This window comes from Pseudomonas sp. ML2-2023-6 (assembly GCF_037055265.1).
Taxonomy (GTDB): Bacteria; Pseudomonadota; Gammaproteobacteria; order Pseudomonadales; family Pseudomonadaceae; genus Aquipseudomonas; species Aquipseudomonas kulmbachensis.
Genome location: NZ_CP146347.1, coordinates 3709902 through 3735908, shown reverse-complemented (window position 1 = coordinate 3735908; position 26007 = coordinate 3709902). Strand labels below are relative to the sequence as shown.

The 26007-nt window shown below is 59.1% G+C and carries 27 protein-coding genes; 17 read left to right on the top strand and 10 right to left on the bottom strand.

Annotated features, from left to right (window positions below):
* Positions 1-77 precede the first annotated feature (77 nt).
* Positions 78-557: a redox-sensitive transcriptional activator SoxR gene (gene soxR, locus V6L79_RS17135; protein ID WP_261738513.1), complete on the top strand. Its 480-nt coding sequence runs from the start codon at positions 78-80 to the stop codon at positions 555-557.
* Here the strand turns inward: soxR and V6L79_RS17130 are convergent.
* Entirely contained in the window at positions 545-946 is a 402-nt protein-coding gene (locus V6L79_RS17130; RefSeq protein ID WP_261738512.1) for a GFA family protein, read from the bottom strand. The two genes, soxR and V6L79_RS17130, sit on opposite strands and share 13 nt — an antisense overlap.
* A 181-nt stretch (positions 947-1127) precedes the next feature.
* Between V6L79_RS17130 and V6L79_RS17125 the strand changes: the two genes are divergently transcribed.
* Positions 1128-1991 (top strand): sensor domain-containing diguanylate cyclase, encoded by an 864-nt coding sequence (locus V6L79_RS17125; protein WP_261738511.1) that lies wholly within the window; start codon positions 1128-1130, stop codon positions 1989-1991.
* 5 nt (positions 1992-1996) lie between these two features.
* On the opposite strand, the gene V6L79_RS17120 is transcribed toward V6L79_RS17125, so the two are convergent.
* Positions 1997-2536 (bottom strand): DUF1523 family protein, encoded by a 540-nt coding sequence (locus tag V6L79_RS17120; protein WP_261738510.1) that lies wholly within the window; start codon positions 2534-2536, stop codon positions 1997-1999.
* A 261-nt stretch (positions 2537-2797) separates the two neighbouring features.
* Between V6L79_RS17120 and V6L79_RS17115 the strand changes: the two genes are divergently transcribed.
* From V6L79_RS17115 to V6L79_RS17100, 4 genes are all read left to right on the top strand, one after another.
* The gene (locus V6L79_RS17115) at positions 2798-3307 is read left to right on the top strand and encodes a sigma-70 family RNA polymerase sigma factor (protein ID WP_261738509.1); all 510 of its coding nucleotides are present in this window, start codon (positions 2798-2800) and stop codon (positions 3305-3307) included.
* On the top strand, positions 3304-4254 hold the full coding sequence (locus V6L79_RS17110) for a FecR domain-containing protein (RefSeq protein WP_321836927.1): 951 nt from the start codon (positions 3304-3306) through the stop codon (positions 4252-4254). Before V6L79_RS17115 ends, V6L79_RS17110 begins: the two co-directional genes overlap by 4 nt.
* A 118-nt stretch (positions 4255-4372) precedes the next feature.
* Positions 4373-6772, top strand: coding sequence for a TonB-dependent receptor (locus V6L79_RS17105; protein ID WP_338579238.1), 2400 nt, complete (start codon positions 4373-4375; stop codon positions 6770-6772).
* A 115-nt stretch (positions 6773-6887) separates the two neighbouring features.
* Entirely contained in the window at positions 6888-7913 is a 1026-nt protein-coding gene (locus V6L79_RS17100) for a GlxA family transcriptional regulator (protein WP_261738506.1), read from the top strand.
* A 3-nt stretch (positions 7914-7916) separates the two neighbouring features.
* On the opposite strand, the gene V6L79_RS17095 is transcribed toward V6L79_RS17100, so the two are convergent.
* From V6L79_RS17095 to V6L79_RS17080, 4 genes are all read right to left on the bottom strand, one after another.
* Positions 7917-8396, bottom strand: a complete 480-nt coding sequence (locus tag V6L79_RS17095; protein ID WP_321833451.1) for a hypothetical protein — start codon at positions 8394-8396, stop codon at positions 7917-7919.
* A 125-nt stretch (positions 8397-8521) separates the two neighbouring features.
* A complete protein-coding gene (locus V6L79_RS17090) occupies positions 8522-8842 on the bottom strand; it encodes an addiction module antidote protein (RefSeq protein ID WP_321836516.1) in 321 nt (106 codons plus the stop codon).
* Position 8843: 1 nt separating this feature from the next.
* Complete coding sequence (locus V6L79_RS17085) at positions 8844-9137, bottom strand: type II toxin-antitoxin system RelE/ParE family toxin (RefSeq protein WP_261738503.1); 294 nt, start codon at positions 9135-9137, stop codon at positions 8844-8846.
* Positions 9138-9314: 177 nt separating this feature from the next.
* Positions 9315-10541: an MFS transporter gene (locus V6L79_RS17080; protein ID WP_338579237.1), complete on the bottom strand. Its 1227-nt coding sequence runs from the start codon at positions 10539-10541 to the stop codon at positions 9315-9317.
* A 122-nt stretch (positions 10542-10663) separates the two neighbouring features.
* Here V6L79_RS17080 and V6L79_RS17075 point away from each other — a divergent pair, with 122 nt between their 5' ends.
* The gene (locus V6L79_RS17075; RefSeq protein WP_261738501.1) at positions 10664-11113 is read left to right on the top strand and encodes a helix-turn-helix domain-containing protein; all 450 of its coding nucleotides are present in this window, start codon (positions 10664-10666) and stop codon (positions 11111-11113) included.
* 80 nt (positions 11114-11193) lie between these two features.
* On the opposite strand, the gene V6L79_RS17070 is transcribed toward V6L79_RS17075, so the two are convergent.
* The 3 genes from V6L79_RS17070 to V6L79_RS17060 form a co-directional block, all read right to left on the bottom strand.
* Positions 11194-12375, bottom strand: coding sequence for an acetyl-CoA C-acetyltransferase (locus V6L79_RS17070; RefSeq protein ID WP_338579236.1), 1182 nt, complete (start codon positions 12373-12375; stop codon positions 11194-11196).
* A gap of 25 nt (positions 12376-12400) precedes the next feature.
* Positions 12401-13060 (bottom strand): CoA transferase subunit B, encoded by a 660-nt coding sequence (locus V6L79_RS17065; protein WP_261738499.1) that lies wholly within the window; start codon positions 13058-13060, stop codon positions 12401-12403.
* A 63-nt stretch (positions 13061-13123) separates the two neighbouring features.
* Positions 13124-13822 carry a CoA transferase subunit A gene (locus V6L79_RS17060; protein WP_338579235.1) on the bottom strand — a complete coding sequence of 233 codons (699 nt, stop codon included), beginning with the start codon at positions 13820-13822 and terminating at the stop codon, positions 13124-13126.
* Positions 13823-13956: 134 nt separating this feature from the next.
* On the opposite strand from V6L79_RS17060, the gene V6L79_RS17055 reads away from it, so the two are divergent.
* The 7 genes from V6L79_RS17055 (at position 13957) to V6L79_RS17025 (ending at position 20752) form a co-directional block, all read left to right on the top strand.
* On the top strand, positions 13957-14856 hold the full coding sequence (locus tag V6L79_RS17055) for a LysR family transcriptional regulator (protein WP_261738497.1): 900 nt from the start codon (positions 13957-13959) through the stop codon (positions 14854-14856).
* Between the two features lie 171 nt (positions 14857-15027).
* Positions 15028-16008: a quinone oxidoreductase gene (locus tag V6L79_RS17050; RefSeq protein WP_261738496.1), complete on the top strand. Its 981-nt coding sequence runs from the start codon at positions 15028-15030 to the stop codon at positions 16006-16008.
* A 21-nt stretch (positions 16009-16029) separates the two neighbouring features.
* The gene (locus V6L79_RS17045; protein ID WP_261738495.1) at positions 16030-16878 is read left to right on the top strand and encodes a TauD/TfdA family dioxygenase; all 849 of its coding nucleotides are present in this window, start codon (positions 16030-16032) and stop codon (positions 16876-16878) included.
* 62 nt (positions 16879-16940) lie between these two features.
* Complete coding sequence (locus V6L79_RS17040) at positions 16941-17993, top strand: 3-keto-5-aminohexanoate cleavage protein (RefSeq protein WP_261738494.1); 1053 nt, start codon at positions 16941-16943, stop codon at positions 17991-17993.
* A 91-nt stretch (positions 17994-18084) separates the two neighbouring features.
* On the top strand, positions 18085-19416 hold the full coding sequence (locus V6L79_RS17035; protein ID WP_261738493.1) for an MFS transporter: 1332 nt from the start codon (positions 18085-18087) through the stop codon (positions 19414-19416).
* An 8-nt stretch (positions 19417-19424) separates the two neighbouring features.
* Positions 19425-19745, top strand: coding sequence for a Rieske 2Fe-2S domain-containing protein (locus V6L79_RS17030; RefSeq protein WP_261742446.1), 321 nt, complete (start codon positions 19425-19427; stop codon positions 19743-19745).
* Positions 19742-20752, top strand: coding sequence for a putative sulfate exporter family transporter (locus tag V6L79_RS17025; RefSeq protein ID WP_338579234.1), 1011 nt, complete (start codon positions 19742-19744; stop codon positions 20750-20752). Before V6L79_RS17030 ends, V6L79_RS17025 begins: the two co-directional genes overlap by 4 nt.
* Positions 20753-20809: 57 nt before the next feature.
* Here the strand turns inward: V6L79_RS17025 and V6L79_RS17020 are convergent, their stop codons facing one another.
* The gene (locus V6L79_RS17020) at positions 20810-21829 is read right to left on the bottom strand and encodes an AraC family transcriptional regulator (RefSeq protein WP_261738491.1); all 1020 of its coding nucleotides are present in this window, start codon (positions 21827-21829) and stop codon (positions 20810-20812) included.
* A 253-nt stretch (positions 21830-22082) separates the two neighbouring features.
* Here V6L79_RS17020 and V6L79_RS17015 point away from each other — a divergent pair, with 253 nt between their 5' ends.
* From V6L79_RS17015 to V6L79_RS17005, 3 genes are all read left to right on the top strand, one after another.
* Positions 22083-22637 carry an alpha/beta hydrolase gene (locus V6L79_RS17015; RefSeq protein WP_261738490.1) on the top strand — a complete coding sequence of 185 codons (555 nt, stop codon included), beginning with the start codon at positions 22083-22085 and terminating at the stop codon, positions 22635-22637.
* Between the two features lie 109 nt (positions 22638-22746).
* Complete coding sequence (locus V6L79_RS17010; protein ID WP_338579233.1) at positions 22747-24609, top strand: DUF1302 domain-containing protein; 1863 nt, start codon at positions 22747-22749, stop codon at positions 24607-24609.
* Between the two features lie 39 nt (positions 24610-24648).
* The gene (locus V6L79_RS17005) at positions 24649-26007 is read left to right on the top strand and encodes a DUF1329 domain-containing protein (protein ID WP_261738488.1); all 1359 of its coding nucleotides are present in this window, start codon (positions 24649-24651) and stop codon (positions 26005-26007) included.

Genomic DNA, 26007 nt, shown 5'->3' with positions numbered 1-26007 from the left:
TGAAGGCTTGCAAAGGCAAGCCGACACTCTTTATAAAACCTCATGTATAGATGAGGTCAAGAGGGGGCCAGGAATCCATGATCGATGTGCGCGTACCTGTTTCGGTAGGAGAGTTAGCCCGCCGATCGGGCGTTACAATAGCGACCGTCCACTTCTACGAAGCCAAGGGACTGATTCAGGGGCAGCGGACTGCAGGCAACCAGCGTCGTTATGCTCGCGATACTCTTCGGCGCATTGCCATCATCAAGATTGCGAAGCGTGCGGGTATACCGCTGGCTGCAATCAAGGCTGCGCTGGACGAGCTACCCGCTGGAAGACCTCTAACTGCAAAAGACTGGGCGTCCCTTTCCACTAATTGGCGGGACATGTTGACTGAACGGATTCACAGCCTTACCCAGCTTCGTGATCAGCTCGATGGGTGTATCGGCTGCGGATGCCTGTCGATGGAGGACTGCCCTCTGCGCAACCCAGGCGATCATTTGCGTCTGCAGGGTGAAGGTGCCGTCTTGCTGGAACAAGACACCCCGCCTGCCGATCCGGGTAGTCAGTCAACCTGAGGGCCAGAGTTGGCTGGCGTATACCACTGGACGGCGCAGGCATGATGCAGGTGTTTCTGTTTTTGAGTGGCGAAGGGCGTGTCGAGTGTGCCCAGTGCTATCGAAACCCAGTCGGCAAATTCGCCTTCTGAGCGTGACCAGAACAAGGTCGAGCCGCACCGGGTGCAGAACTCGCGCAACACCGTCGCCGAGGAGCGATAGGCTGTAATGCTGGTGGCGCCTTCAAGTATCCGAAGCGCACTGCGGGGGACGCTGGCATACGAAGCAAATGCCGCACCGTGACCTTTACGGCACTGGCTGCAATGGCAATGACTCACTGCTTTTGGCGCAGTGAGCAGTTCATATCTGACCGCTGCGCACAGGCAGCTTCCTTGGTATACCTCAGTCATGTGCCCGTCCGTGCAGATGAAAAAACGCAATCTTAACTATCTCGGCTTGGTCCGTCTCGCGACGGCTTTCTTTTACAACCTCGGACATTGAGGTCGATAGGGCCATTTGAAATGGTTGCTTGGCCATTATTTAGCCATCAGTCTATTATCAAGACGACTTCCAATTGGATGCCCGTGACCTATGGCCGTTGACCTCCTAGCGCTCTATCCCAAACTGGTCCATCTGATGCTGGATACGGTGTTTGTGGTCGACAGGGACAACCAGATCGTTTTTGTGAGTGATGCCTGTGAGGCATTGCTCGGCTACCGTGCGTCCGAGCTGACGGGAACCACAATTACCGATTATATGCACCCTGATGATCTGGAAGCCTCGCATGCCTCCATTGCCCGGGTCATGAATGGTCAATCCCACATGGATTTTCGTAACCGTTACATCCGCAAGGATGGAGGTATCGTGCATATCCTGTGGGCTGCCTTCTGGTCCATGGAGGTCGGGGCGCGGATCGGTGTCGCGCGAGACATAACGGCACTCAGGCAGGCGGAGGATGAATTACGCTTCCTCGCCCATCATGATCCGCTGACAAAGCTGACCAACCGCTCGCTGTTCAATGAGCGGTTGGACGCGGCCCTGCGCGAGGCACGCCAGCACAAGAGCACGCTGGCCTTGCTGTTTCTGGACCTCAATGAGTTCAAGGGGATCAATGATGTTCATGGGCATGCAATGGGCGATAGCGTGCTCTGCATGACGGCGCGACGGCTGGAAGGCTGCGTAAGAGAGACGGACACGGTAGCCCGGATGGGCGGTGATGAGTTCACGGTTCTGTTGACCGATATCCAGTCGCCGGACGCCGTGTCCAAGCGGGTGGAGCAGATTCTGATGAAAATGGCCGAGCCACTTGGCGCTGAGTTTGGCGCGATCAAAATGCCGTCCTGCAGTATCGGCGTGGCCCTTTACCCCGCGGACGGGGAGGACGCCGATACGCTGCTCAACCATGCCGATGACGATATGTACCGGATTAAAAGGCACCACCGCTCAACTGAGTGATTCAATCAATTTACCGGCATTTGCGGACGTCGTTTCACGCGGCGCTTGATAAATACGGCAATAAACACCAGCCCCAGGGCCATCACGCTGAAAAACACCGTATTGAACCAAGGGAAGGGTTCAGTGCGAGTTTTGGTGGCTTCGATTGCGGTAATGTTAGGAAAAACCGAGAAGATCTTGATGCGCCAGCCGTAGTATCGAATCAGTGCCAGTTGCTCGGCATCGCGGGAGTACCCCTGGGCCTTGGCCTGGATATCGGCAGAATCGAACTTGAAATACCAGGGGAAGGACCAGCCGGTATCCTCGTTGCGATACACCATGACTTCCTTGGTGACCGGGTCTTCAGTGTTGATGAAGTAAACATCCCGGGTTGGGCCATCAGCCGGGTTTTCAGCGTTGATCACGCCATTGTGATCGACCCGTTTGACTTCAACCCCCGTGACCATCACCACATCGTGCTGGGGAAGAAAGTAAAACAGCCCAAGCGCTACGGCGCCGACTGCAAGCAGGACCGTGCCCAGAATGATGCCCTTGAGCCACTTCATGCAAAAACCACGTACATATCAATTATTCCTGATTGCTGTTGATTGAACTAATGGCGGAGCTTATCGCAGCCTGTGCAGGGGACTACAAGTTCTGAGTACGTTGCCTACATAATTTGTAGCAGTTTAGTGCTTCATCTACGCAGCAGAGCGCCGCTGGGAGCATCAAAGCGCTGAGCCTGACGAAAAAGAGCTTGGTTTAAAGATATAACACAAATTAGAATCACTCTCATTTACCTCGTCCTACGCACAGGGGCTCTTGAGATGATGGAAGCCGCGACACCGAAAGAGCAGACCCTGCATGCGCTGTATCGCGATCACAGCAGTTGGTTGGAAAACTGGCTGCGCCGACGCATGGGCAACGCATGGGATGCGGCAGACCTGAGCCAGGACACCTTTGTTCGGGTGCTTGCCAGTACCCAGCCCCTGGCTGACTTACGTGAGCCGCGGGCCTATCTGCTGACGGTGGGCAAGCGTCTACTGAGCAACTTCTACACCCGGCGCAGCCTGGAACAGGCCTATCTGGATGCGCTGGCGCAGTTGCCCGAAGAGAGTGTGCCGTCGCCCGAGCAGCGCTGGTTACTGCTTGAAACCCTGCAGGCGCTGGACGAGTTGCTTAACGGCTTGCCGCCAGTGGTGCGTCGGGCGTTTCTCTGGAGCCAGCTCGAAGGGCTGGGGTATCGGCAGATAGCCGAACGCCTGAAAGTGTCTGAGCGCACGGTCAAACGTTATATGGCCCAGGCTTACGAGCACTGTCTGTTGGTGGACGCTTGAAACACTCTGAACCTTCATCCGAACTGCGCAATGTTGCCCGGGCCGCGGCCCAGTGGTTGGCGCTGATGGAGTCCGGAACAGCCTGCGAGCATGATCGCGTGCATCTGCAACAGTGGCGCGACAGCAACAGTGCCCACGAGTCGGCATGGCAGAAGGCCCAATTGCTGCGCCAGCGTTTCCACAAGCTACCCACAGCGTTGGCGATGGCCACTCTTGACCGTCCTGACCCTGGGCGGCGTGCGCTCTTGAAGCAGGCACTGTGTGTGGCGGCTGTGGTGCCAACCGCCTGGCTGGTGACACGCCAGTTGCCGCTGGACGTATGGCGCGCCGATCTGCAAACCGCTACCGGCGAGCACACCCGCGTGCCGCTGGCCGACGGCAGCATGCTGCAACTCAATACTGCCAGTGCCGTCAATGTGGATATGAACGCCCGGTTGCTGACGCTGGTACGCGGCGAAATGGCACTGAAAGTCGCAGGCAGTGCGCCGTTAACCATCGAAGTGCCTTATGGCCGGGTCACGCTCAGCCGCAGCGAAGTTTGCCTGCGTCTTGAAGCTGGCGACTGTCGGGTCTCGGTGATCAGCGGAACGGCGCAATTGCAGCCATTACAGGGGGCCGCGCTGCTGTTGCACGAAGGCCAGCAGGTCAGCTTGGGCGTGACGGGAGCGGGGGCACTAAGTCAGTTCGATCGGCTTCAGCCCGGCTGGCGTGAGCAGGTGCTGATGGCGCAAAACCAGCCCTTGGGGGATTTCTTGCGTGAACTGAGCCGCTATCGCGCCGGTTTACTGCGTTGGGAACCGGCACTTGAACAACTACGGGTGACTGGCAGTTTTCAGCTGGGCAATACCGACCGCATCCTGACGCTACTGGCCGCGACCTTGCCGCTGCAAGTGCAAACACGCACGCGCTACTGGGTCACGCTGGTGCCACGAAACAGGCAGGCGTAAACCCTCCAAAACCTGTACTTGCTGCCGCGGTTACAGGTTTTGAGCAGATTTTGCTGTCCCTTTTTTTCATCTCAGCGGTCATCCAAGGCAAGTGAATAAAATACGAGAGCCTTGTCCCATGCTTGCAGTACCGTCCTTGCGCTTGCGCCCGTTGTTTCGATTGGGTCTTGTGGTGACCCTCAGTGCCAGTCCGTTGTTTATTGCCTGCAGCTGGGCCGACAGTAGCGAGCGCCGAACCTATCAGGTGCCAGCCGGAACTTTGGGTGCGGCCTTGACCCGCTTCGCCGGGTTGGCCGGAGTCAACCTCTCGGTAGACCCTGCGCTCGTCAACGGCCACAACAGCAACGGCCTGTCCGGCGCGTTCGCGGTAGAAGAGGGCTTTGCCCGGCTGCTGCAGGGTTCCGGCCTGCAATTGGTGCCCGCAGGCGACCAGGCCTATACCCTGATTCCTATCCCTCAAGGCAGCGTAGAACTGCCTAGTACCTCGGTTCTCGGTGCCGACGGTACGGCGGGCGGTGAAGTGTTCGCCGGTGGCCAGGTGGCACGCCGTGGTTCGCAAGGTATGCTCGGCTCGCGGGACTTTATGGAAACCCCGTTCAGCATGACCACCTACACCAGCGAGGCGGTCAAGAACCTGCAAGCCCGCACTCTGGGTGACCTGATCGGTAGCGACCCGTCGGTGCGCGCAACCAACCCGGCGGGCGGGCGCTATGAGCAATTCACCATTCGTGGCTTTAGCCTGTTCAACAGCGACGTGTCCTATAACGGCCTCTACGGCATCCTGCCGACTTACACCATCGACATGGAAATGGCCGACCGCGTCGACATCCTCAAAGGGCCAAGCCAACTGATCAACGGCATCTCGCCGCGCGGCAGTGTGGGCGGAGGCATCAACGTGGTGCCCAAGCGTGCCACCGACCAGCCGATCACCGAATTCACCGGCAGCTATGCCTCCAACAGTCAGGTCGGCGGTGCCGTGGATATAGGCCGCAGGTTTGGTGACGAGAACCAGTTCGGCTTGCGTTTCAACGGGGTAAAACAGTCCGGTGATACCGAGTGGGACCACCAGAGCGTTGACCGCGAGATGGCTGTCCTGGGCCTGGATTTTCGCGGCGAACGTTTGCGCCTGTCGACGGATATCGGCCGCACCGAACGCATCACCGACGCCCCGCAGGAGCGGGTGCAGGTTGGCCCCAAAGCCAAGGTTCCGGACGCCAACGATGTGCGCCATAACTACGCAGAACCCTGGACCCAGGCACACACCAAGGACACCTTCGGCGCAGTGAATGCCGAGTATGACGTCAACGACTCGGTCATGGTCTATGGTGCCGTGGGTGCCCGCAAAAGCAACCACGAGTTCCTGCGCCATGCAGTTTCAGTGAGCAACGATGCCGGTGACTTCCGTGTCCTGCCCCGCGATTTTACCCGTGACGAGAATGTGCGCACGGCTTCAGCCGGTGTACGCAACTGGTTCCACACCGGTGCTGTGAGCCATGAGGTCAATCTGGCCGCGAGTTACTTCTACATGGACTTCACCAATGGTGGCGCCCGTTATGCGGAGTCGACCAGCAACCTCTACGATCCCGTTGTAACCCCGACGCCCGGCACGCCCACGCGTCTTGATCCCGAGGTCTACACCGAGAGTCGCTACAGCGGTGTGGCGTTGTCCGACACCCTCGGTTTTTTTGACGATCGTCTGCTCCTGACCCTGGGCGCCCGCTGGCAGCGGGTCAAGGTTGATGACTGGAACAATGACATCAAGAGCAAAACCGCTTACGACGAAGAGAAGGTCTCGCCTTCGGGGGGCATCCTGTTCAAGGCCACCGACGAACTCTCGCTGTACGCCAACTACATGGAAGGCCTGAGCCAGGGCAAGACGGCGCCGTCGATCTCGGTCAACGAAGATGAAATCTTCCCGCCGTTTATCAGCCGTCAAATTGAAGCCGGGGCCAAGTACGACACGGGCCCGTTTGCGATCACCGCCAGTGTGTTCCGGATCAGGCAGCCTGCCTACGAAACCAATGCCACGACCAGTGTCTTTGGTCCTAATGGCAAACGGCAGAACCTGGGGGCCGAAGTGAGCGTGTTTGGCGAACCGCGCAAGGGCCTGCGCCTGCTGGGTGGGGTGATGTACATCGACAGCAAGCTGACGGATACCCTTGACGGCAAATATGACGGTAACCGTGCGCCTGCCACGCCCAAGTACAACGTCAATCTGGGAGCCGAGCTGGATGTGCCGGCTGTACAGGGCCTGACCCTCACCGGGCGCGGTATTTACACCAGCTCGCAGTATCTGGACCAGGCCAATACCAAGGAAATCGACGCGTGGGAGCGTTTCGACGTGGGTGCGCGTTACGCCTTCAAGGTCGATGAGAAGGCTGTGACCCTGCGGGCCAGTGTCGAGAACGTGCTGGGCAAGCGCTACTGGAGCTCGGCGGGCGCCTCGGATGACAGCGAGCCGGGCCTGACCCTCTCGACGCCGCGCACTTATCTGTTGAGTGCAACGGTGGGGTTCTGAGGGCACCGTTTTCACCAGGCAAACGGGTCCGGGTCGCCATCGAACGTGCAGGCACCGCCAGCAGGAGCTTTTTCGCCTGCTGGCGGGTAGCATTACGCCTTATAAATGCACAAAAATGGATCGGACCTTGATCGAGCGACGTCAGTTCAGCACAGGCATGAAGGGCAAAAACCTGCGCTATCTCAAAGACAGCCCCGCTGAGACAGGCCCAATGGTTCGTACCGGTTTTGTGCTGCTCGAGCACTTTTCGCTACCGGCCTTTACCCAGGCTCTGGACAGCATCATTACCGCCAACCTGCTGCGCGCCGACTTGTTTTCGGCACGCACCTATGGCCTGAGCGACAGCGAAGTAGTCAGCGATCTGGGCCTGGTGATCCGGCCCGATGCGCGGATTGATCCTTCGATGATCAATGAGCTGGACCTGCTGGTGATTTGTGGTGGCTACAGGACAGAGCTGAAGATCAGCGACGAACTGATCGGCTTGCTCCGCGCCGCTTCAAACGCGGGCATCACCTTGGGTGGGTTATGGAACGGTGCCTGGTTCCTGGCCAGTGCCGGGCTGCTGGACGGCTACAGATGTGCGATTCACCCCGAACATCGACCCGCTCTGGCTGAAGTGGCCAGGGCGGCACAGGTTACCAGTGAGCCCTACGTTATTGACCGCGACCGCCTGACCGCTTCAAGCCCTGCCGGAGCCTTCCAGATGGCATTGGGCTGGATCAAGGGGCTGCACGACAAGGCACTGGTCGAGGGCATCGAGGATATTCTGGCGTTCGAAGAGTCCCGTTATCGTCGGATCAAACCGGTGCAAAATATCTGCGTCAGTGCGCCGCTGCGTGAAGTGGTGAAACTGATGGATGCCAACCTTGAAGAGCCGTTGGAGCTTGAGCAACTGGCCGTGTTTGTCGGGCGCTCCCGGCGTCAGCTCGAGCGTCTGTTCAAGGAGCAGCTGGGCACCACGCCACAACGTTATTACCTTGAGCTGCGCATCACCGAAGCGCGCCGGTTACTGCAACACACCGAGTTGTCCCAGGTCGATGTGCTGGTGGCCTGCGGCTTTGTGTCGCCCAGTCATTTCAGCAAGTGCTACAGCGCCTACTTTGGCTACCGGCCGTCCAAGGAAGTCCGTTTGGTCAAGTAGAGGTCACTGCGGCGTTGGGCCCTGACGCACCAGCTTGAGTGTCTGGCTAAAGGTGCCATCCGGCTTCGGTTGCGTACTCATTTCACCCGTAAAGCCTGCGTATTTCCCGGTGCTGCCAATGACCGCCACCACCGATGTGCCGACCTCATGCTCTTGGCCTGCCACAACAATGCTGGCTTCAACTTTTCCCGCAGCGTCGGTGAAGGACAGGGTCCATTGGCACTGGCTGTGAACCGCGGGCACTGTATTGATGCAGTAGCCACTGTTGGTGCCGATATCCTGATGCGCTTCGTTCATCAGGGGTTGGTCAAATACAAACAGATCGCCCTGCGAGGGGCCTGGTGGGCCGATGTCGACAGCATTCTTGATCCCACGGTTGCCGTCCGCGAGGGTGACAAGGGTCAGTGATTCAGACTCATGCGCTTGAACGCCAATGGGCAAGGTTGTCAGCAGCAGGAAAAAAGCGTGAAGAGTGTTGTTCATGTGCGTGCCTTTATTTTTGGAAGGGGACGCGCAGCTCTGTGGGCGCAACTGCACCAAAAAAGACTAGCTGCCGGCCATTTGGCACGATAGGGCGGATATGTGAACGCTTGTGACGAGGCGGTTAGTCAGCGTGTAGTTGGCATGGATTTACGGGGTTTGCTGCGTTGAGCTGTTGCTTGCAAATCAATACCCAAGGAATGCATCACTTTAATCACGGTTTCAAACCGGGGCTTGGCACCCGGAGCGAAGGCTTTGTACAAACTGGCACGGCCAAGGCCTGTGTCATTTGCAATGTGCGCCATACCTCGGGCTTTTGCGACGTAGCCAACGGCACGGATAAGCTCGTCAGTATCGCCTTCGGCCAGCACTTGTGTCAGGTATTCAGTGATGGCTTCGTCGGTGTTCAGCAGTTCTGCCATATCAAACGGCAGCAGTGTAGTGGTCATGCTATATCTCCTTTGCCATTTTTTTTGCCTGGCGGATATCGGCAGGCTGTGTGGACTTGTCACCCCCGGCCAGCAAAATCACGATCGAGCCGCCGCGCAGGGTGAAATAAACGCGATAGCCGGCTCCGACATCAATGCGCAGCTCGGATACGCCATCGCCTACGGATTTAAAGTCTCCAAGGTTGCCCGTTATTACCCGGTCAATCCGTCGTGCGATGGCAATGCGTGCACGCAAATCTCTTACATTCAGCAGCCAAAGAGCAAATACCCTGGTTTGCTGTATTTCATGATTCATAAGTGATTGTCTCTATTTGGAGACAGATGGCAAGTACTGATACGTGCCTGCATCCTATTCTCCGATGAGTGGGTGTGGCTGCGCGCCGGTTGTCTGGAAAAAGACTAGCAACCGGGATTCATCGAAGCAGGGTGGATATGTGAGCAGCTATAACAGGACAGGCACCAATGCAGGTCTTTAAGTACAAGTTGCCGGTTGCTCAGCCGTCCCAGGGATATAACGCAATGTCACGGCCCAAAACCCAAGTGCTATCACGCTGACACCGGCGCCAAGCACGCACACGCCAGTCCAACCGTAAGCTGCGTAAAGGGCTGTGGATGCCAGTGCTCCCAGCCCGCTGCCGACGGCATAAAAGAGCATGTAGCAACCCACGATCCGGCTATGTGAGTCGGGACTTGCACTGAAGATCATGCTTTGGTTGGTCACATGAATGGCCTGCGCGCCGAGGTCGAGGATGACCACCCCGATGACCAGCCACAGCATCGAGTAAGGGGTGAGCCACAGGGCAAACCAGGCCAGTATCAGCAACCCCAGTGATACACCGGTTGTCCATTGGCCCAGGCCTTTATCTGCCCACACGCCTGCGCGCGTGGCGGCGAGCGCGCCCACTACACCGACCAGGCCGAATGTGCCGATGGCGGTGTGCGAAAACTCGTAGGGCGTCCGGGTCAGGAGAAACACCAAGGCGCTCCAGAAAATGCCCAGCACCGCAAAAATAAACAACGCGAGCATGCCGCGGATTTGCAGTACGCGGTCTTGTTTGAGCAACGTAAACATTGACCAAACCAGTCGTGGATACGGCATCGGGGCGGCTGAAGGTCGCTGCGTCGGCAAGACGCTGCAAAGGATCAAGCCGAGCACCGTCATCACCAGCGCTGAACCCAGATAAACCCAACGCCACCCAGCCAGGTCCGAGATCAGCCCGGCAGCCAACCGTGACAGCAACAGGCCAATCACAACGGCGCCTTGAACTGTGCCGACCACCCGGCCACGTTCCTGGGGCAGGGCCGAGGTGGCGGCGAAGGCAATCAGACCCTGGGTCATGGCGGTTCCCAACAGCCCGACCGCGAGCATGGCCAAAAGCAGGATCGCGGGGGAGTGGGTTGCGCCGACGCAAAATAGTGCCGCGATCAATGCGCCAATCTGGGCCAACATCAAGCGGCGGCGGTTGATCTGGTCACCCAGCGGCACGACCAGCAGCAAGGCCAGTACGCTGCCGATTTGGGTGGCAGTAATTACCCCGCCAACGGCGCCAGGGCTGATGGCAAAGTCGGCAGCCAGTTGATCCAGCAACGGCTGGGCGTAATAAACGTTGGCCACGCTCAGCCCGCTGGCGCTGGCAAGCAGCGCGACCAGCCCGCGTGGAGTTGCCGCAGGGGCTGGGTAAACATGATCACTGTGCACGGGCAAACCTCTTGGCAATCTAGTCTCAAAATAAGACTTGTTTCATTCTAGGCTAACCAGTCTTAAAATAAAACTTGTTGCGTGAAGTCAATCTGATTTCCGAGGCAAGCAAAGGAGCCTGTATGGCCAAGCAGCACATTGATCCAGCGCCAACCTGTCCGGTGGCCAGGTCTGTGGACTTGATCGGCGACCGCTGGTCGTTGCTGATTGTGCGCGACGCGTTTGATGGCGTTCGGCGTTTCGGTGATTTCCAGAGTGGTCTGGGGGTTGCGCGCAGCGTATTGACCAACCGCCTGAAAAACCTGGTTGAGGCCGGTATTTTTGAAGTGCGCCCGGCATCAGACGGGACCTCGTACCAGGAGTACGTGCTGACGGCGAAGGGCGAGAGCCTGTTCCCGGTGGTCGTTGCATTTCGGCAATGGGCCGAGCAGTACTTGTTCGAGCCCGAAGAGGCGCGTTCGCAGTTGGTGGACAGCGCCACAGGCCTGCCGCTGGGCCTGATGCAACCTGTCACTGACGATGGTCAGGTGATTGCTCCCGAGCAAACCCGGGTCAAAAAAAACCCGGCGTGACCGAAGTCACGCCGGGAGTAGTGCCAGCCAACGCTTGGATATCGTGGGTCCGCACGCTGGCTGTTTGAACGCTTTACACCTTAGCTGCGCTCGATGGCCAGGGCCACGCCCATGCCGCCGCCGATGCACAGGGTGGCGAGGCCTTTTTTGTCGTCGCGCTTGATCATCTCGTGCAGCAGCGACACCAGCACACGGCAACCTGAGGCCCCGATCGGATGGCCCAGAGCAATGGCGCCACCGTTGACATTAACCTTGGCCATATCCCATTCCAGCTCTTTGCCCACCGCCAGCGATTGCGCGGCGAAGGCTTCGTTGGCTTCGATCAGGTCCAGTTGGTTGAGGTCCCAGCCAGCCTTGCTCAGGCAGGTGCGGGTCGCCGCTACCGGGCCGATACCCATGATTGCCGGGTCGACACCGGCGCTGGCATAACCGGCGATCCGGGCCAGTACCGGCAGGCCCAAGGCCTTGGCCTTGTCGGCACTCATCAGCACCACGGCTGCGGCGCCATCATTGATGGTCGAGGAGTTGCCGGCGGTGACGCTGCCGTCTTTCTTGAATGCTGGCTTGAGCTTGCCCAGCGACTCGGCAGTGATCCCGGCGCGGGGTTGTTCATCGACCTCGAAGGACAGTGGATCGCCCTTGCGCTGTGGAATCAGGATCGGCGTGATCTCGTCCGCGAAGCGCCCGGATTCGATGGCCGCGCTGGCTTTTTGTTGCGAGGCGGCGGCGAAAGCGTCCTGTTGTTCACGGCTGAGGTGGTATTTTTCTGCCAGATTTTCGGCAGTGATACCCATATGGTAATCGTTGAAAGCGTCCATCAAACCGTCGTGCAGCAGGCTGTCGAGCATCTTCGCATGGCCCATCCGCAAGCCGGTGCGAGCGGCAGGCAGCACATAGGGCGCCAGGCTCATGCTTTCCATGCCACCGGCGATAATCACCTCGGCATCGCCGCAACGAATCGCCTGGGTCGCCAGGTGCAAGGCCTTGAGGCCGGAACCGCAGAGTTTGTTGAGGGTCAGTGCCGGGACCGTGTGGGGCAGCCCGGCAAGGATCGACGCCTGACGTGCCGGGTTTTGCCCGCAGCCTGCGGTCAGCACCTGGCCGAGGATTACTTCATCTACCTGATCACCCTTGAGGCCAGTTTTTGCCAGCAACTGACGGATCACCGCAGCGCCGAGTTCGGCTGCCGGGATATTGGCCAGCGCGCCCTGAAAACTGCCAATCGCCGTACGAGTAGCGGCGACAATGACGACTTCTTGCATCAAATCTCTCCTAAAAATGGCCGGTTCAGGCGAATTGCATTTCCGGTACGTGGTCCGGAACGATCAGCTTGCCCGCGGTTTTGCGGATGATCTCGTCAACACTGACGCCGGGTGCGCGCTCCTTGAGGATAAACGCACCGTTGTCGATTTCCAGGTAGGCAAGGTCGGTCAGTACGCGTTTGATGCACCCGGCGCCGGTCAGCGGCAGGCTGCAACGCGAGAGCAATTTTGACTCTCCGTCCTTGGAGGCATGGGTCATGGTGACGATGATGTTATCCGCGCCCGCCACCAGGTCCATCGCGCCGCCCATGCCCTTGACCATCTTGCCGGGAATCATCCAGGAGGCGATGTTGCCGTGTACGTCGACCTCGAAAGCGCCGAGTACGGTGAGGTCGATATGGCCGCCGCGAATCATCGCGAACGATTCGGCCGAGGAGAAAATCGACGCGCCCGTACGGGCGGTGACGGTTTGTTTGCCGGCGTTGATCATGTCGGCATCCGCTTCACCGACGCGGGGGAATGCGCCCATGCCAAGCAGGCCGTTTTCCGATTGCAGCATGACTTCCATGCCTTCGGGGATGTAGTTGGCCACCAGGGTCGGGATGCCGATACCGAGGTTTACGTAGAAGCCGTCCTGCATTTCGCGGGCGACGCGCTGAGCCATTTGTTCGCGGGAAAGAGCCATTTTTATTCTCCGTGCTCCGGGTCAAGAGCTTTGAGCTGGGGCTTGGGCAAATTCAGGTGGGGATCAGGAACGCTCGGTGAGCTGTTCGATACGTTTTTCGAACGTGCCGCAAATGATCCGGTCGACGTAAATGCCTGGGGTATGGATCTGCGTCGGGTCCAGCTCGCCGGGTTCGACGATTTCTTCGACTTCAACCACGGTGATCTTGCCCGCAGTGGCGGCCAGCGGGTTGAAGTTCTGTGCAGTGTGGCGGTAGATCACGTTGCCGAAGTGGTCGGCTTTCCAGCCTTTGACAATGGCGAAATCGCCGGTGATGGACTCTTCCATCAGGTAGGCGCGGCCCTTGAACTCACGGGTTTCCTTGCCGTCGGACACGGGCGTGCCGACGCCGGTGGCGGTGAAAAATGCCGGGATACCGGCACCGCCAGCGCGCATTTTTTCGGCGAGGGTGCCTTGAGGGGTCAATTCCACCTCGATTTCGCCGCTCAGCAGCTGCTTTTCGAACAGGGCATTTTCACCCACATACGAGGCGATCACCTTGCTGATCTGGCGATCTTCGAGCAGTACACCGAGACCGAAACCGTCAACCCCACAGTTGTTTGAAACCACGGTCAGGTCGCGGATACCCTGGCGCTTGATCTCGTTGATCAGGTTCTCCGGGATCCCGCACAGGCCAAAGCCGCCAGAGATCACAGTCATGCCGTCCTTGAGACCGGCCAGGGCTTCCTCGTAGGACGCCACGCGCTTGTCGAAACCTGCCATATGCACCTCTTTTATTGTTTGTGGGCTGTGCTTAGCCATTTGTAGCGAGTGTTACCGCACGGGATTGATTTGTTAAGTTGATTTTTAATGTTTATTAATAGGTAAAATGAATTAATCATTTTGAGGCCAAGCCCATGACCGTGAAACAGATCCGCGCTTTCCTTGCTGTGGCCCAGAGCCTGAGTTTTGCCGTCGCCTGCGAGCGCCTGCATCTATCGCAGTCTGCCTTGAGCCTGACCATCAAAGCATTGGAGGAGGGCTTGGGCGGGCGCTTGTTCAGCCGGACCACGCGCAATGTGGCCCTTACCTCGGAAGGCGAATCGCTGCTGCCGCTGGCCCGGCGCCTGATCGCCGACTGGGACAATGCCGAGGATGAGATGCGCCAGCGCTTCACCCTGCAACGTGGGCGCGTGACCCTGGCGGCCATTCCTTCGTTTTCGGGCAACGTGCTGCCAGCTATTTTGAAGAGTTTTCGCGTGCGTTATCCCAAGGTCAACGTCACGGTGAATGACGTGATCAACGAGCAAGTGCTGGAAATGGTGCGTGACCGGCAGGTGGAACTGGGCGTGGCTTTTGAGCCTGCGGCCGGTTCGTCGTTGACGTTTACCCCGTTGTATCTGGACCGTTTTGTCGCGGTGGTGCCTCGAGAGTCCGAGTTGGCAGGGCGCTCGCTGATTGACTGGAAAACCCTGCTCCAACAGCCGTTCATTACCTTGCAACGGCCCTCTGCGGTAAGGGTGATGCTTGAGGAACACCTGCAGGCACGGCAGATGAAGTTGCCGGTTGAGTTCGAGAGTCATCAACTGGCCACGGTGGGGCGCATGGTCGCCAGCGGGCTGGGCGTCAGCGCAGTACCGGCCCTGTGCGCCGAGCAGATGCGCGAACTCGGCGCGTGTTGCATCACCCTGCATGAACCGGTGGTGGAGCGGGCCATAGGCATACTGACCAAGCCCGGTCATGAGTTGTCGGCCGCGGCCCAGGCGATGTTTGACAGCTTGCTGGATAAGTGGCGGGTAGCCAGTGATTTTGAGTAGGCGCCGACTTGTTGTGTATCAATCGTTTGTAGCCTCGTTCTACTCGTCAACTGTCATGAAAAGAGAAGTCGTTGTCGTCTGATGAGAAGCACCTGACCCCCCCGTTGTTTACATTCCAGTCAACGTAAATCGCCGTAGTGCGCTCAGAACGCTGATTGGAGAAACAAAAGCATGGCCCAAGTCGTACGTTTTTACGAAACCGGTGGTCCCGAGGTGCTGCGCTTCGAGGAGGTGGAAGTCGGTGACCCGGGCCCGGGTGAGGTTCGGCTGCGTCACGTCGCCGTTGGCCTCAATTATGCCGATACCTATTTTCGCAACGGCACCTACCCGATCCCGATGCCCAACGGCATGGGCGTTGAGGCGGCCGGTATCGTGGCCGCAGTGGGTGAGGGGGTGAGCAATGTCGCGGTCGGGGATCGTGTCACCTATACCGGCTTCCTCAACACCCTGGGTGCCTACAGCACCGAGCGCCTGATCTCGGCTGCGCCATTGATCAAACTGCCGGAGAGCATCTCTTTCGAAACAGCCGCAGCCATGACCATGCGCGGGCTGACGTCTGCCTACCTGATGCGCCGCATCCATGACTTCAAGGCCGGGGACAGCATCCTGTTGCATGCCGCCGCCGGTGGTGTGGGTCTGATCGTTTCGCAGTGGGCCAAGCTGTTGGGCCTGAAAGTGATCGGCACCGTGTCCAGCGATGCCAAGGGCGAAGTTGCCCGCGCCCATGGTTGCGATCATGTGATCAATTACAGTCACGAGGATGTTGCCAGCCGCGTCCGCGAAGTGACCGATGGTGTGGGCGTCAACGTGGTGTTCGACAGCGTGGGCCAAAGTACCTTTATGGGTTCGCTGGACTCGCTTAAACGCCGCGGCCTGATGGTCTGCGTGGGTACCGCTTCCGGCCCGATCCCGGCATTTAACCCGGCGTTGCTGGCGATGAAAGGGTCGCTGTTCATGACGCGCCCGGCATTGGCTGATTACATCGCAGACCCGGCAGAGAAGGCCGACCTGGCCGGTGAGCTGTTCGATCTGGTGGGCAGCGGCCGGATCAAGATCGAGATCAACCAGCATTACAGCTTGCAGGATGCCGTCCAGGCTCACCGTGACCTGGAATCGCGCAAGACCACTGGCTCGTCGATCTTCGTTATCTAAGGACCAAGGAGGTTATTCGTCATGCAAGTCGAACAACTTACCTGTCACATTGGCGCCGAGCTTACCGGCGTCAACCTTGCCGATGCCGTTCATGACGCGGGCCTGTTCGCTGAGATCCGTGCCCAGTTGCTCAAGCATCGCGTGCTGTTCCTCAGGGACCAGGACATCAGTCGCGCCGATCACGTGGCCTTCGCCCGGCGCTTCGGTGAGCTGGAAAACCATCCGGTGCTTGGCAGCCACCCGGACCATCCCGGGCTGGTGCAGATTTACAAGACCCCGGACAGTCCGGCTGACCGTTACGAGAACAGCTGGCACACCGATGCCACCTGGCGCGATGAGCCGCCGATGGGTTGCGTACTGCGCTGTGTCGAGTGCCCGCCGGTTGGGGGCGACACCATGTGGGCCAATATGGTGGTGGCTTATGAACGCTTGCCAAACGACGTGAAAGCGAAGCTTGAGGGCCTGCGTGCCCGGCACAGCATCGAGGCCAGTTTCGGCGCGGCGATGCCCATCGAAAAACGTCTGGCGCTCAAGGCCCAGTACCCGGATGCGGAACACCCAGTGGTGCGTACCCACCCGGAGACTGGCGAGAAAGTGCTGTTCGTCAATTCATTCGCCACCCACTTCAGCAACTACCACACCGCCGAGCGCGTGCGTTACGGCCAGGACTTCAGCCACGGTGCGTCCGAGTTGCTGCGCTACCTGATTGGCCAGGCGAGCATTCCGGAATACCAGGTGCGCTGGCGCTGGAAGCCAAACAGCATCGCTATCTGGGACAACCGCAGTACCCAGCACTATGCGGTGATGGACTACCCCGCGTGCCATCGAAAAATGGAACGCGCCGGGATCCGCGGCTCAACTACCGACTGACCAACCTCACCTGAAGCCAGATCAATGCCCGTTGGGCGAACAACAATAAAAAGGACACCGACATGCAATTTTTCGACGATTCCCTGCACCCCGAAAACATGGAAAAGGTGGTTATTACCGTCGCCCCTTATGCCCCTGAGTGGATGCCCGAAGACTTCCCGGAAGATATTCCGGTGACCATGGATGAGCAGGTACAGAAGGCTGTTGACTGCTATGAAGCAGGCGCCACCGTACTTCACTTGCATGTACGCGAGCTGGACGGCAAAGGTTCCAAGCGTTTGTCCAAGTTCAACGAGTTGATCGCCGGTGTGCGTGAAGCCGTGCCCGACATGATTATCCAGGTTGGCGGCTCGATTTCCTTCGCGCCTGAAAGCGATGGCGAAGCGGCCCTGTGGCTGTCCGACGACACCCGGCACATGCTCGCGGAGCTGTCGCCTCGGCCGGATCAGGTGACGGTAGCGATCAACACCACTCAAATGAACATCATGGAATTGCTGTACCCGGAGTATCGCGAAGGCACCTCCCTGGACAATCCGCTTTACGAAGCTGCCTACAGCGAAATGACGGTTCCGGCAGGTCCGGCCTGGGTGACCGAACACCTCAAGCGTTTGCAGGCCAACAATATCCAGCCGCACTTCCAGTTGACCGGCATCCATGCCTACGAAACCCTGGAACGCATGGTGCGCAAGGGGCTCTACAAAGGTCCGTTGAACCTGACCTGGATCGGTATTGGTGGCGGTTTCGACGGCCCCAACCCGTTCAATATGTTCAACTTTATCAATCGCGTACCGGATGGCTGCACGCTGACTTCCGAGTCGCTGATCAAGAACATGCTGCCGCTCAATACCATCGCCTTGGCCATGGGCTTGCACCCGCGCGTGGGGACTGAAGACACGATCATCGACCAGCACGGCAAACGCTTTACCAGCGTGCAGCAGATCCAGCAGACCGTGCGCATCGCCCACGAACTGGGACGTGAGATCGCCACCGGCAAAGAGGCCCGCGACATCTACCGTATCGGGGTGCAGTACGAGACGGTCGAACAAACCCTGCTGGCCAACGGCATGGCGCCCAACCGCAAGCCGGGGCAAAAAGGCGTACCGCGTCGCGCGTGAGGTGACATGAAGCAGGAAGCTCGAGGCTTCCTGCTTGCGCAGGACCAAAAAACAACAATAAAAAACAGGTGCAAGACACCGAGGAGGCTGCATGGCCTATCACCACAGCACTGTGGGCGATGAAGAAGACACGTCGGCCGGTATCCCGCGCAGATACGCCTGGATTGTGTTCGCGCTGACTTTTGGCTTGTTGATTTCTGATTACATGTCCCGCCAGGTACTCAATGCCGTATTCCCGACACTCAAAAGTGAATGGGCACTGAGTGACAGCCAACTGGGCCTGCTCAGTGGCATCGTTGCCCTGATGGTCGGCCTTTTGACCTTCCCCCTGTCACTGATGGCCGACCGCTTTGGGCGAGTCAAAAGCCTGGCTCTGATGGCCTTGCTTTGGAGTCTGGCCACTTTAGGTTGCGCGCTGGCGCAGAATTACCAGCACATGCTGATTGCGCGCTTTATGGTCGGTGTCGGCGAAGCGGCCTACGGTAGCGTCGGTATCGCCGTGGTGGTCTCGGTGTTCCCCAAAAGCATGCGTGCCACCTTGGCCAGTGCCTTTATGGCGGGTGGTCTGTTTGGTTCGGTGCTCGGCATCGCCCTGGGCGGAGCCATCGCGGCCAAACTGGGCTGGCGCTGGTCGTTCGCCAGCATGGCGCTGTTTGGTCTGGTACTGGCAGTGCTTTACCCGTTGATCGTCAAGGAAGCCCGCATCGCTCCACAACGTCTGGCGAGCTTAAGGAACCAGAGCAAGACCGTGTTCAAACGTCCGCTGCGGACCTTGTACAGTACCCGCTCGGTGATCGCGGCCTATGTGGGCAGCGGGTTACAGATGGCCGTCACGGGCAGCTTGATCGTATGGATGCCCAGCTATCTGAATCGCTATTACGCGATGGGCGAGGCCAGGGCGGGCAGTGTCGCGGCAATCATGGTGTTGTGTTGTGGCGCCGGGGCAATCCTGTGCGGGATGCTCAGTGATCGTCTTTGCCGTCAGTCACCATTGCGCAAAATCGAGATCTCCATCGCTTACTGCCTGGGCAGCTGCCTGCTGCTGTCGCTGGCGTTGATCCTGCCTGCCGGGCCAGTACAACTGGTGCTGATCGGCATGGGCATGTTGATGGTGGCGGGCACTAACGGTACTTGCGCCGCTATGGTTGCCAACTTGACCCACTACTCGGTGCATGGCACTGCGTTTGCCACCCTGACCCTGGCCAACAACCTGCTGGGCCTGGCTCCTGGACCTTTTATCACCGGCCGGGTTTCGGACGTTATTGGTCTGCATGGAGCACTCCAGTGGATGCCATTGATGAGCATCGCTGCAGCGGCAGTGTTCTTCTACACCCGCCACCATTACCTCAACGATGTGGCCAGCGCCAGGATTCAGGAGGTGGTTGAGACACCCCACAAGCCTGCCTGCGAGGTGCTGTCGTGAGCGCGGTGATGCGAATTGCCGTGCCCGCCGAGAAGGTTCCGGCACCCGGCATGCGCACACTGTTCGAGCCCGCGGGTAACAGCCTGGCGCTGTTCAATGTCGCCGGTCAGCTCTATGCCATCGACGACAGTTGCCCGCATCAGGGCTCTTCGCTGTGCGGTGGCCGACTTGAGGGCCGGGTGATCCAGTGCTGTGCCCACGGCCTGCGCTTTGATCTGGCCAGCGGTTATCTGCTCAATTCCACCCACCTGAAAGTCGCCAACTACCCGATCGAGGTAATCGACGGCCAGGTATTTATTGTCTTTGCTGCAAAGGAACTTGCCGTATGAGTGTTATCGCCTTGGCCTGCGCCCACAGCCGTGTGCGGGAACTGGCTCCCGGTTTTATCGTTAGCCTGACGGTCGCCGCAGCGGCGAGTTTTCTTTCTGAGCACTACGGTGCGCCGGTGATGCTGTTTGCCCTGTTGCTGGGCATGGCGCTGAACTTTCTTGCGGGGGAGGGCACATGCAAGGCGGGTATCGAGTTCACCTCGCGTACCGTGTTGCGCATAGGCGTGGCACTGCTGGGGATGCGCATCACCCTGGAGCAGATTGCGGCGCTGGGCTGGAAACCCGTGGTACTGGTGGTGACGCTCGTGCTGGTGACCATCGTGGTCTCGGTGGTGGCGGCCAAGGCGATGGGTTTTCAGCGCCTGTTCGGCATGCTGACCGGTGGCGCCACGGCCATCTGCGGTGCCTCCGCGGCATTGGCGCTGGCGGCGGCCTTGCCTAACCATCCGCAGAAAGAGCGGGCCACGCTGTTTACCGTGATTGGCGTCTCGGCGTTGTCGACCATGGCCATGATCATCTATCCGATGATTGCCAACTGGCTCGAACTTTCACCGCAACAGTCCGGGGTGTTTCTGGGAGCGACCATTCATGACGTTGCCCAAGTGGTCGGTGCCGGCTACAGCATGTCCACCGAGACCGGCGACACCGCCACCGTGGTCAAGTTGATGCGGGTCGCGATGCTGCTGCCGGTGATCGTCTGCGCCGCAATGATTACTCGTATGCAGGGCGCCGATCCCACAGGCAAACGCCCGCCACTGTTGCCATGGTTTGCCGTCGGCTTTTTGATCCTGGCGTGTATCAACAGCACCGGTTGGGTGGCGCCGGTGGTGCAGGGCTTTACCAATGAACTGTCGCGCTGGTGCCTGGTGGTCGCAATCAGCGCCCTGGGCATGAAAACCCAGCTCAAGGAACTGGCGTCCGTAGGCATCAAACCTATTTTGCTGATGCTGGGGGAGACGGTGTTTCTGGTGGTGCTGGTGCTGCTGTTGATGCGCTGGGGCCTGTAAATCGATGCTCCTTTTGCGCTCGCCCGTGGTCACGTGCGGGCGTTTTTTTGTTTGTGCTCAGTTGTCTTTGCGCAGCGCGATTTTATGCTCGCTACGCCAGGCAGCGGGGGGCATGTCGAACTGGGAAATAAACCAGCGGGTGAATGAACTGGGCATGGAGTAACCGAGCATGTCCGTGATCCGGCCCAGCGAGTAACCGGGGTTCTCCAGATAGCGAATGACCAGGTCGCGGCGCACGCTATTGATCAACTCGCTGAAACTGGCCCCGTCCTCTACCAGACGGCGTTGCAGGGTGCGCACGTTCATCCCTTGGCTCTGGGCAATCTGTTCGATGGTGGCGCGCCCCATGGGCAGCAGCAGGTAGATTGATTTGCGCACATCGAACGCCAGTGAGCCGTTGTTTTTGCCTTGCAGCGAATCCAGGTAGCGCTGCGCATGCCGAGCCATTGCTTCATTGGCCAGCGGGTTGGCAGTGTCGAGGTTGGTGGCGGGGCAAACGATACCGTTGAACTCGCAACCGAACTCAATCTTGCAGCCGAAAATCCGCCGATGCACGCTCAGGTCGCTTGGCGCTTCATGGGTAAAGCACACATTGATCGGGCTCCAGTGCGCGCCGAGCAGGGCGGCACAAAAGCGATGCATGACGGCGATGGCCAGTTCGATGGCCTGGCGGTTGCTTGTGGCGACCTCGGTGATCAGCTCTTCACGAATGATCACGGTCTTGCCGGTCTCCTCAATGAAAATCGCCAGCGAGTCGTTGAGCAGGTGACGGTACTGCACGATCACTTGCAGGGCATCGCGCAGATTGTTTTGGTGGCTGAGCAGCAGGCTGACTTCACCGAAGTCTGACAAGTGACGCAACTCGGCCATGCGCAGGCCCAGGGTTTCACAACCGCTTTGTTGCGCCGAGTGCTCCAGCAGCGTGACAGCGGCGTTGGCCGGAATGCGCTGCTTGGGGTCGCTGAGGATCGCAGGGCTCAAGCCTGCATCAGCCAATAGCGTGTTCACGTTCAGCCGCAAATGGCGAGCCACTTCCAGGTAATTGGTCAGTGCGGCGGATCGGGCTAGAACGGTCATGGCGTGTATGTCTTCCCTTGGGTGACAAAAGAGGTCTCACCAGCGCTACTGCCGCGCATTTATAGAGCTTTGGTCGTGCAATGAAAAGTACCCAAGGGCAAACCATCGCTGTGATCCGCTCCCGCTGTCATCAAAAGAGAAGTGGTTGACGCCAAATGTGAAGCGTTGGGGGCAGTCGAAATCTACTGTGCAGTCAGCAGGGTTCGCAGCGTTGGCGAACGGTTCGATGGCATGTTCAAGGGTGAATGGATCGATGAGTGAAACCACGGTTTTGATTGTTCCGGGCTTGCGTGATCACGTGCCGCAGCATTGGCAGACGCTACTGCAGGCGCGGCTGGGCAAAGTTCGCTCGGTGCCACCGCTGGAGGAGCACAAACTCAGCCTGGCGGCTCGCGTGGACGCAATTCAGCGCGAGCTGCAGACCATCAGCGGCCCGGTAATTCTAGTGGCGCACAGTGCCGGTGTGCTGATGGTTGCGCACTGGGCTGCGGTTCATCAGCGCCCGATCAAGGGCGCCTTGCTGGCTGCACCGCCGGATCTTGAGGCCAGTTGGCCGCAAGGCTATCCGACCTCGCAAAGTCTGCGCGCCAATGGCTGGGACCCGCTCCCCAAAGGGGCTCTGCCATTCCCCTCGATTGTGGCGGCCAGCACCAATGACCACCTTGCCAGCTTGCAGGCAGTCACCAGGCTGGCCCTGGGCTGGGGCAGTGAATTGGTCAACCTGGGCGCGGTAGGTCATCTCAATCCTGCCGCCGGCTACGGCGACTGGCCACAAGCCGATGAGTTGATCCGCACGTTGGATCGCTAGCCAAACCCGCTGAAAGCCCTGCCTCAAATATGCTCGCACCATCGCCAGGACCGGGTGTGAGCCGTTGTTAAAACCAAAAAACAAAAACAAGAAAAACGGAGACAACGTAATGCATAACATCACAGGTCGCAGCCTGCTGAGCAGCGCCATGCTGCTCGCTTGCATGCCCGCAGCTCAAGGGTTTGAACTTACCGACGGCACTGAAGACTGGGCCGTACGCTTCGATAACACGCTCAAGGCCAGCTATGGGCAACGGGTTGAAAGTCAGAACTCGAAAATTGCCGACACCGCCAACCTCAATGACGGCGACAACAACTTCAGTGTCGGCAGCGCCGTCACCCAGCGCGTTGATTTGCTGACCGAGCTGGATGTTGTCTATCAGGGGAAAATGGGTTTTCGGGTCAGCGGCGCAAGCTGGTACGACCACGCGTATGACCATGTGGGCTCCAACTCCAATCCGTTTCCGGGGCAGGCGGGCAACGCCGGTAATCTGGTGGCGGCCCGACCTGCTGGCGGAGGGGCGATTCAGCCCGGTGACTCGCTCAACGGCCATACCGCTCGCAAACATGGGCTGAGCAACTACACCGACCGTTATTACAACGGGCCGTCCGGCGAAATCCTCGATGCCTTTGTGTTTTACAGCACCGAAATTGGTGACGAGTCGATGCTCAGCGCCAAGCTCGGCAAGCACAACGTGTATTGGGGCGAAACCCTGTTCAACGCGGCCAACGGTATCAACTACGGGCAGTCGGCTCTTGACCTGGCAAAGCTGTACAACGTACCCGGCACCGAAACCAAGGAACTGTTCCTGCCGCGCAACCAGCTCTCCGTGTCTTTCACGGTCAACCCTGAGCTGACCCTGGGCGCGCAGTATTTCCTGGAGTTCCAGAACTCGCGCCTGCCTGAAGGCGGAACCTATATGGGCGGCTACGACATGCTGGGCGAGGGCGCCGATGTGTTCTGGCTGCCCGTGCCGGGATTGCTGGGCGGGGCCGGTGCCTACTACGGTGCCCCCCGTGGGCATGATGTCAAACCGCGCAACTCCGGTGATTACGGGTTGATGGCTAAATGGAGCCCGGAGTGGCTGGACGGCACCTTGGGCTTCTACTACCGCAACACCTCGGACCCCATGCCCTCGGTTCTGATCAACGCGCCCAACCTGCACCTGCCGGGGCTGGCCGGTCTGGAAGGCGTCGAGTACCTGACGGCCTATGCCGATGACATCGATATCTACGGCATCAGCCTGTCGAAGGGCGTGGGGCCGGTCAGCGTGGGGCTTGACCTGAACTACCGCGAAAACATGCCGCTGGTGAGCAACTTCAGCACCATCAACTCGACGCTGGCGGCGCAGGCGGGGGCGGGGCTGGTCAACGGCGCCAACCTGATTGGCGGCGTACCGGGCAAGGGCGATACCGGGCTTGCCCGGGGCAAGACCTTGCATATTGTGCTCAATGGCCTGGTGAGTTTTGGCAAGACGCCGCTGTGGGACTCATCGTCACTGGCGGTTGAAGGTGCGATGACCCATCTGGTGAGTGTCGACAAGGGCAAGCAGACCTTCAAGGGCGACTCCAGCTACAGAGGCGTCGATAAGGTCGACACCAATGCCTACACCCTGGCGGTCAACCTGACCCCGACCTGGTTTCAGGTGTTCCCGGGCGTCGATATGTATATGCCGCTGGCCTACAACGTTGGCCTCAAGGGCAACTCGGCGGTGCAACTGGGCGGCAACGAAAATGCCGGCAGTTACTCCATCGGCGTCGCGGCGGATATCTATCAGAAGTACAAGCTGGACCTCAAGTACGTCGATGCTTTTGGCCCTTTCGATACGTGTGAAACCGGCTTCGACAACAACACCCCGGGTGCCAATGGCCTGTACCAGTGCATCCCCGGCCAGATCACTTCCCAAGCCGGACTGTCGCCGCTGTTGAAAGACCGCGGCATGGTCACGGCCTCGTTCAAGACCACCTTCTGATTGACGCTCGAATTATAAAAACAAGTGGAGAGAATTCAGATGCGATTTCTAAACAACATACTGGCAGTGTCCCTCGCTGCAGTGATCAGCGCCCAGGCCCAGGCTGGTGTATCGGCTCAGGACGCGGCAAGGCTGGGCACCAGCCTGACCGGAGTCGGCGGCGAGATGGCGGGCAATGCAGACGGTTCGATCCCGGCCTACAAGGGCGGATTGACCACCCCTCCGGCCAGTTTCAAGGCCGGTGAAAACATGCGGCCCGACCCCTTTGTCGATGAGAAGCCGGTACTGGTTATCGATGGTAAAAACGTCGACCAGTACAAGGGCATGCTGACTGCCACCACGGTGGAACTGGCCAAGCGTTACCCCACCTATCGTATCGATGTGTACCCCACCCACCGCACGGTCGCCTTGCCCAAGACGGTGCTGGACAACAGCCTGAAAAATGCCACCGATGCCAAGAGTCTCAACGGCGGCCTGGCCATCGATAACGTACTGCCCGGTGTGCCGTTTCCGATTCCGCAAAACGGCAGCGAAGCCATGTGGAACCACCTGTTGCGCTACCTGGGTACCAATTTCAATGCCAAGTACGATTCATGGAACGTAGACGCTGCGGGGGTGCCGACACTGTCCACCACGGCGCTGGCGTACATGAATTATCCGATCTACGAAAACATGTCAAAGCCGGTTGCCAGCAGCGATATTTTTTACCAGATGAAGCTGTATTACACCGGGCCTGCGCGGCGTGCGGGCGAGGCAATCATGCTCAAGGACTCCGCCGACCCGCTGGCCCAGCCGCGCAAGGCCTGGCAGTACTTGCCGGGGCAGCGCCGAGTCAAGCTGGCGCCGGACCTGGCCTATGACACGCCCAACCCCGGCACGGCCGGAGCCAATACCTACGACGATACGTTTGTGTTCAACGGGGCGCTGGACCGCTACGACTGGAAGCTGGTGGGCAAGCAGGAAATGATCGTGCCCTACAACACTTACAAACTCACGTACGCGCAGCAGGCCAAGTTGCTGATAACGCCCAACCACCTTGCCCCCGACTATGTGCGCTGGGAGAAACACCGGGTTTGGGTGGTGGAAGCCACGCTCAAGCCCGGTGCACGCCACATCTATCACAAGCGTCGCTTCTATCTGGATGAAGACAGCTGGATCGCTCTGGCCTCCGATCAGTACGATTCGAGCGGCAAACTCTACCGTGGCGCCTTCACCTTTCTCAGTCAGAGCTACGACAAGCAGACCCCTGACACGACACCTTTCATGATCTATGACCTGGTGGGCGGCAACTACAACATCAACGGCATTGTGGGTCCGTACGGCGGCATCAAGTACAGCGAGACCCTGTCTAAAGTGCAGTGGGCACCGGACGCCCTGGCAGGGGCCGGGATTCGCTAA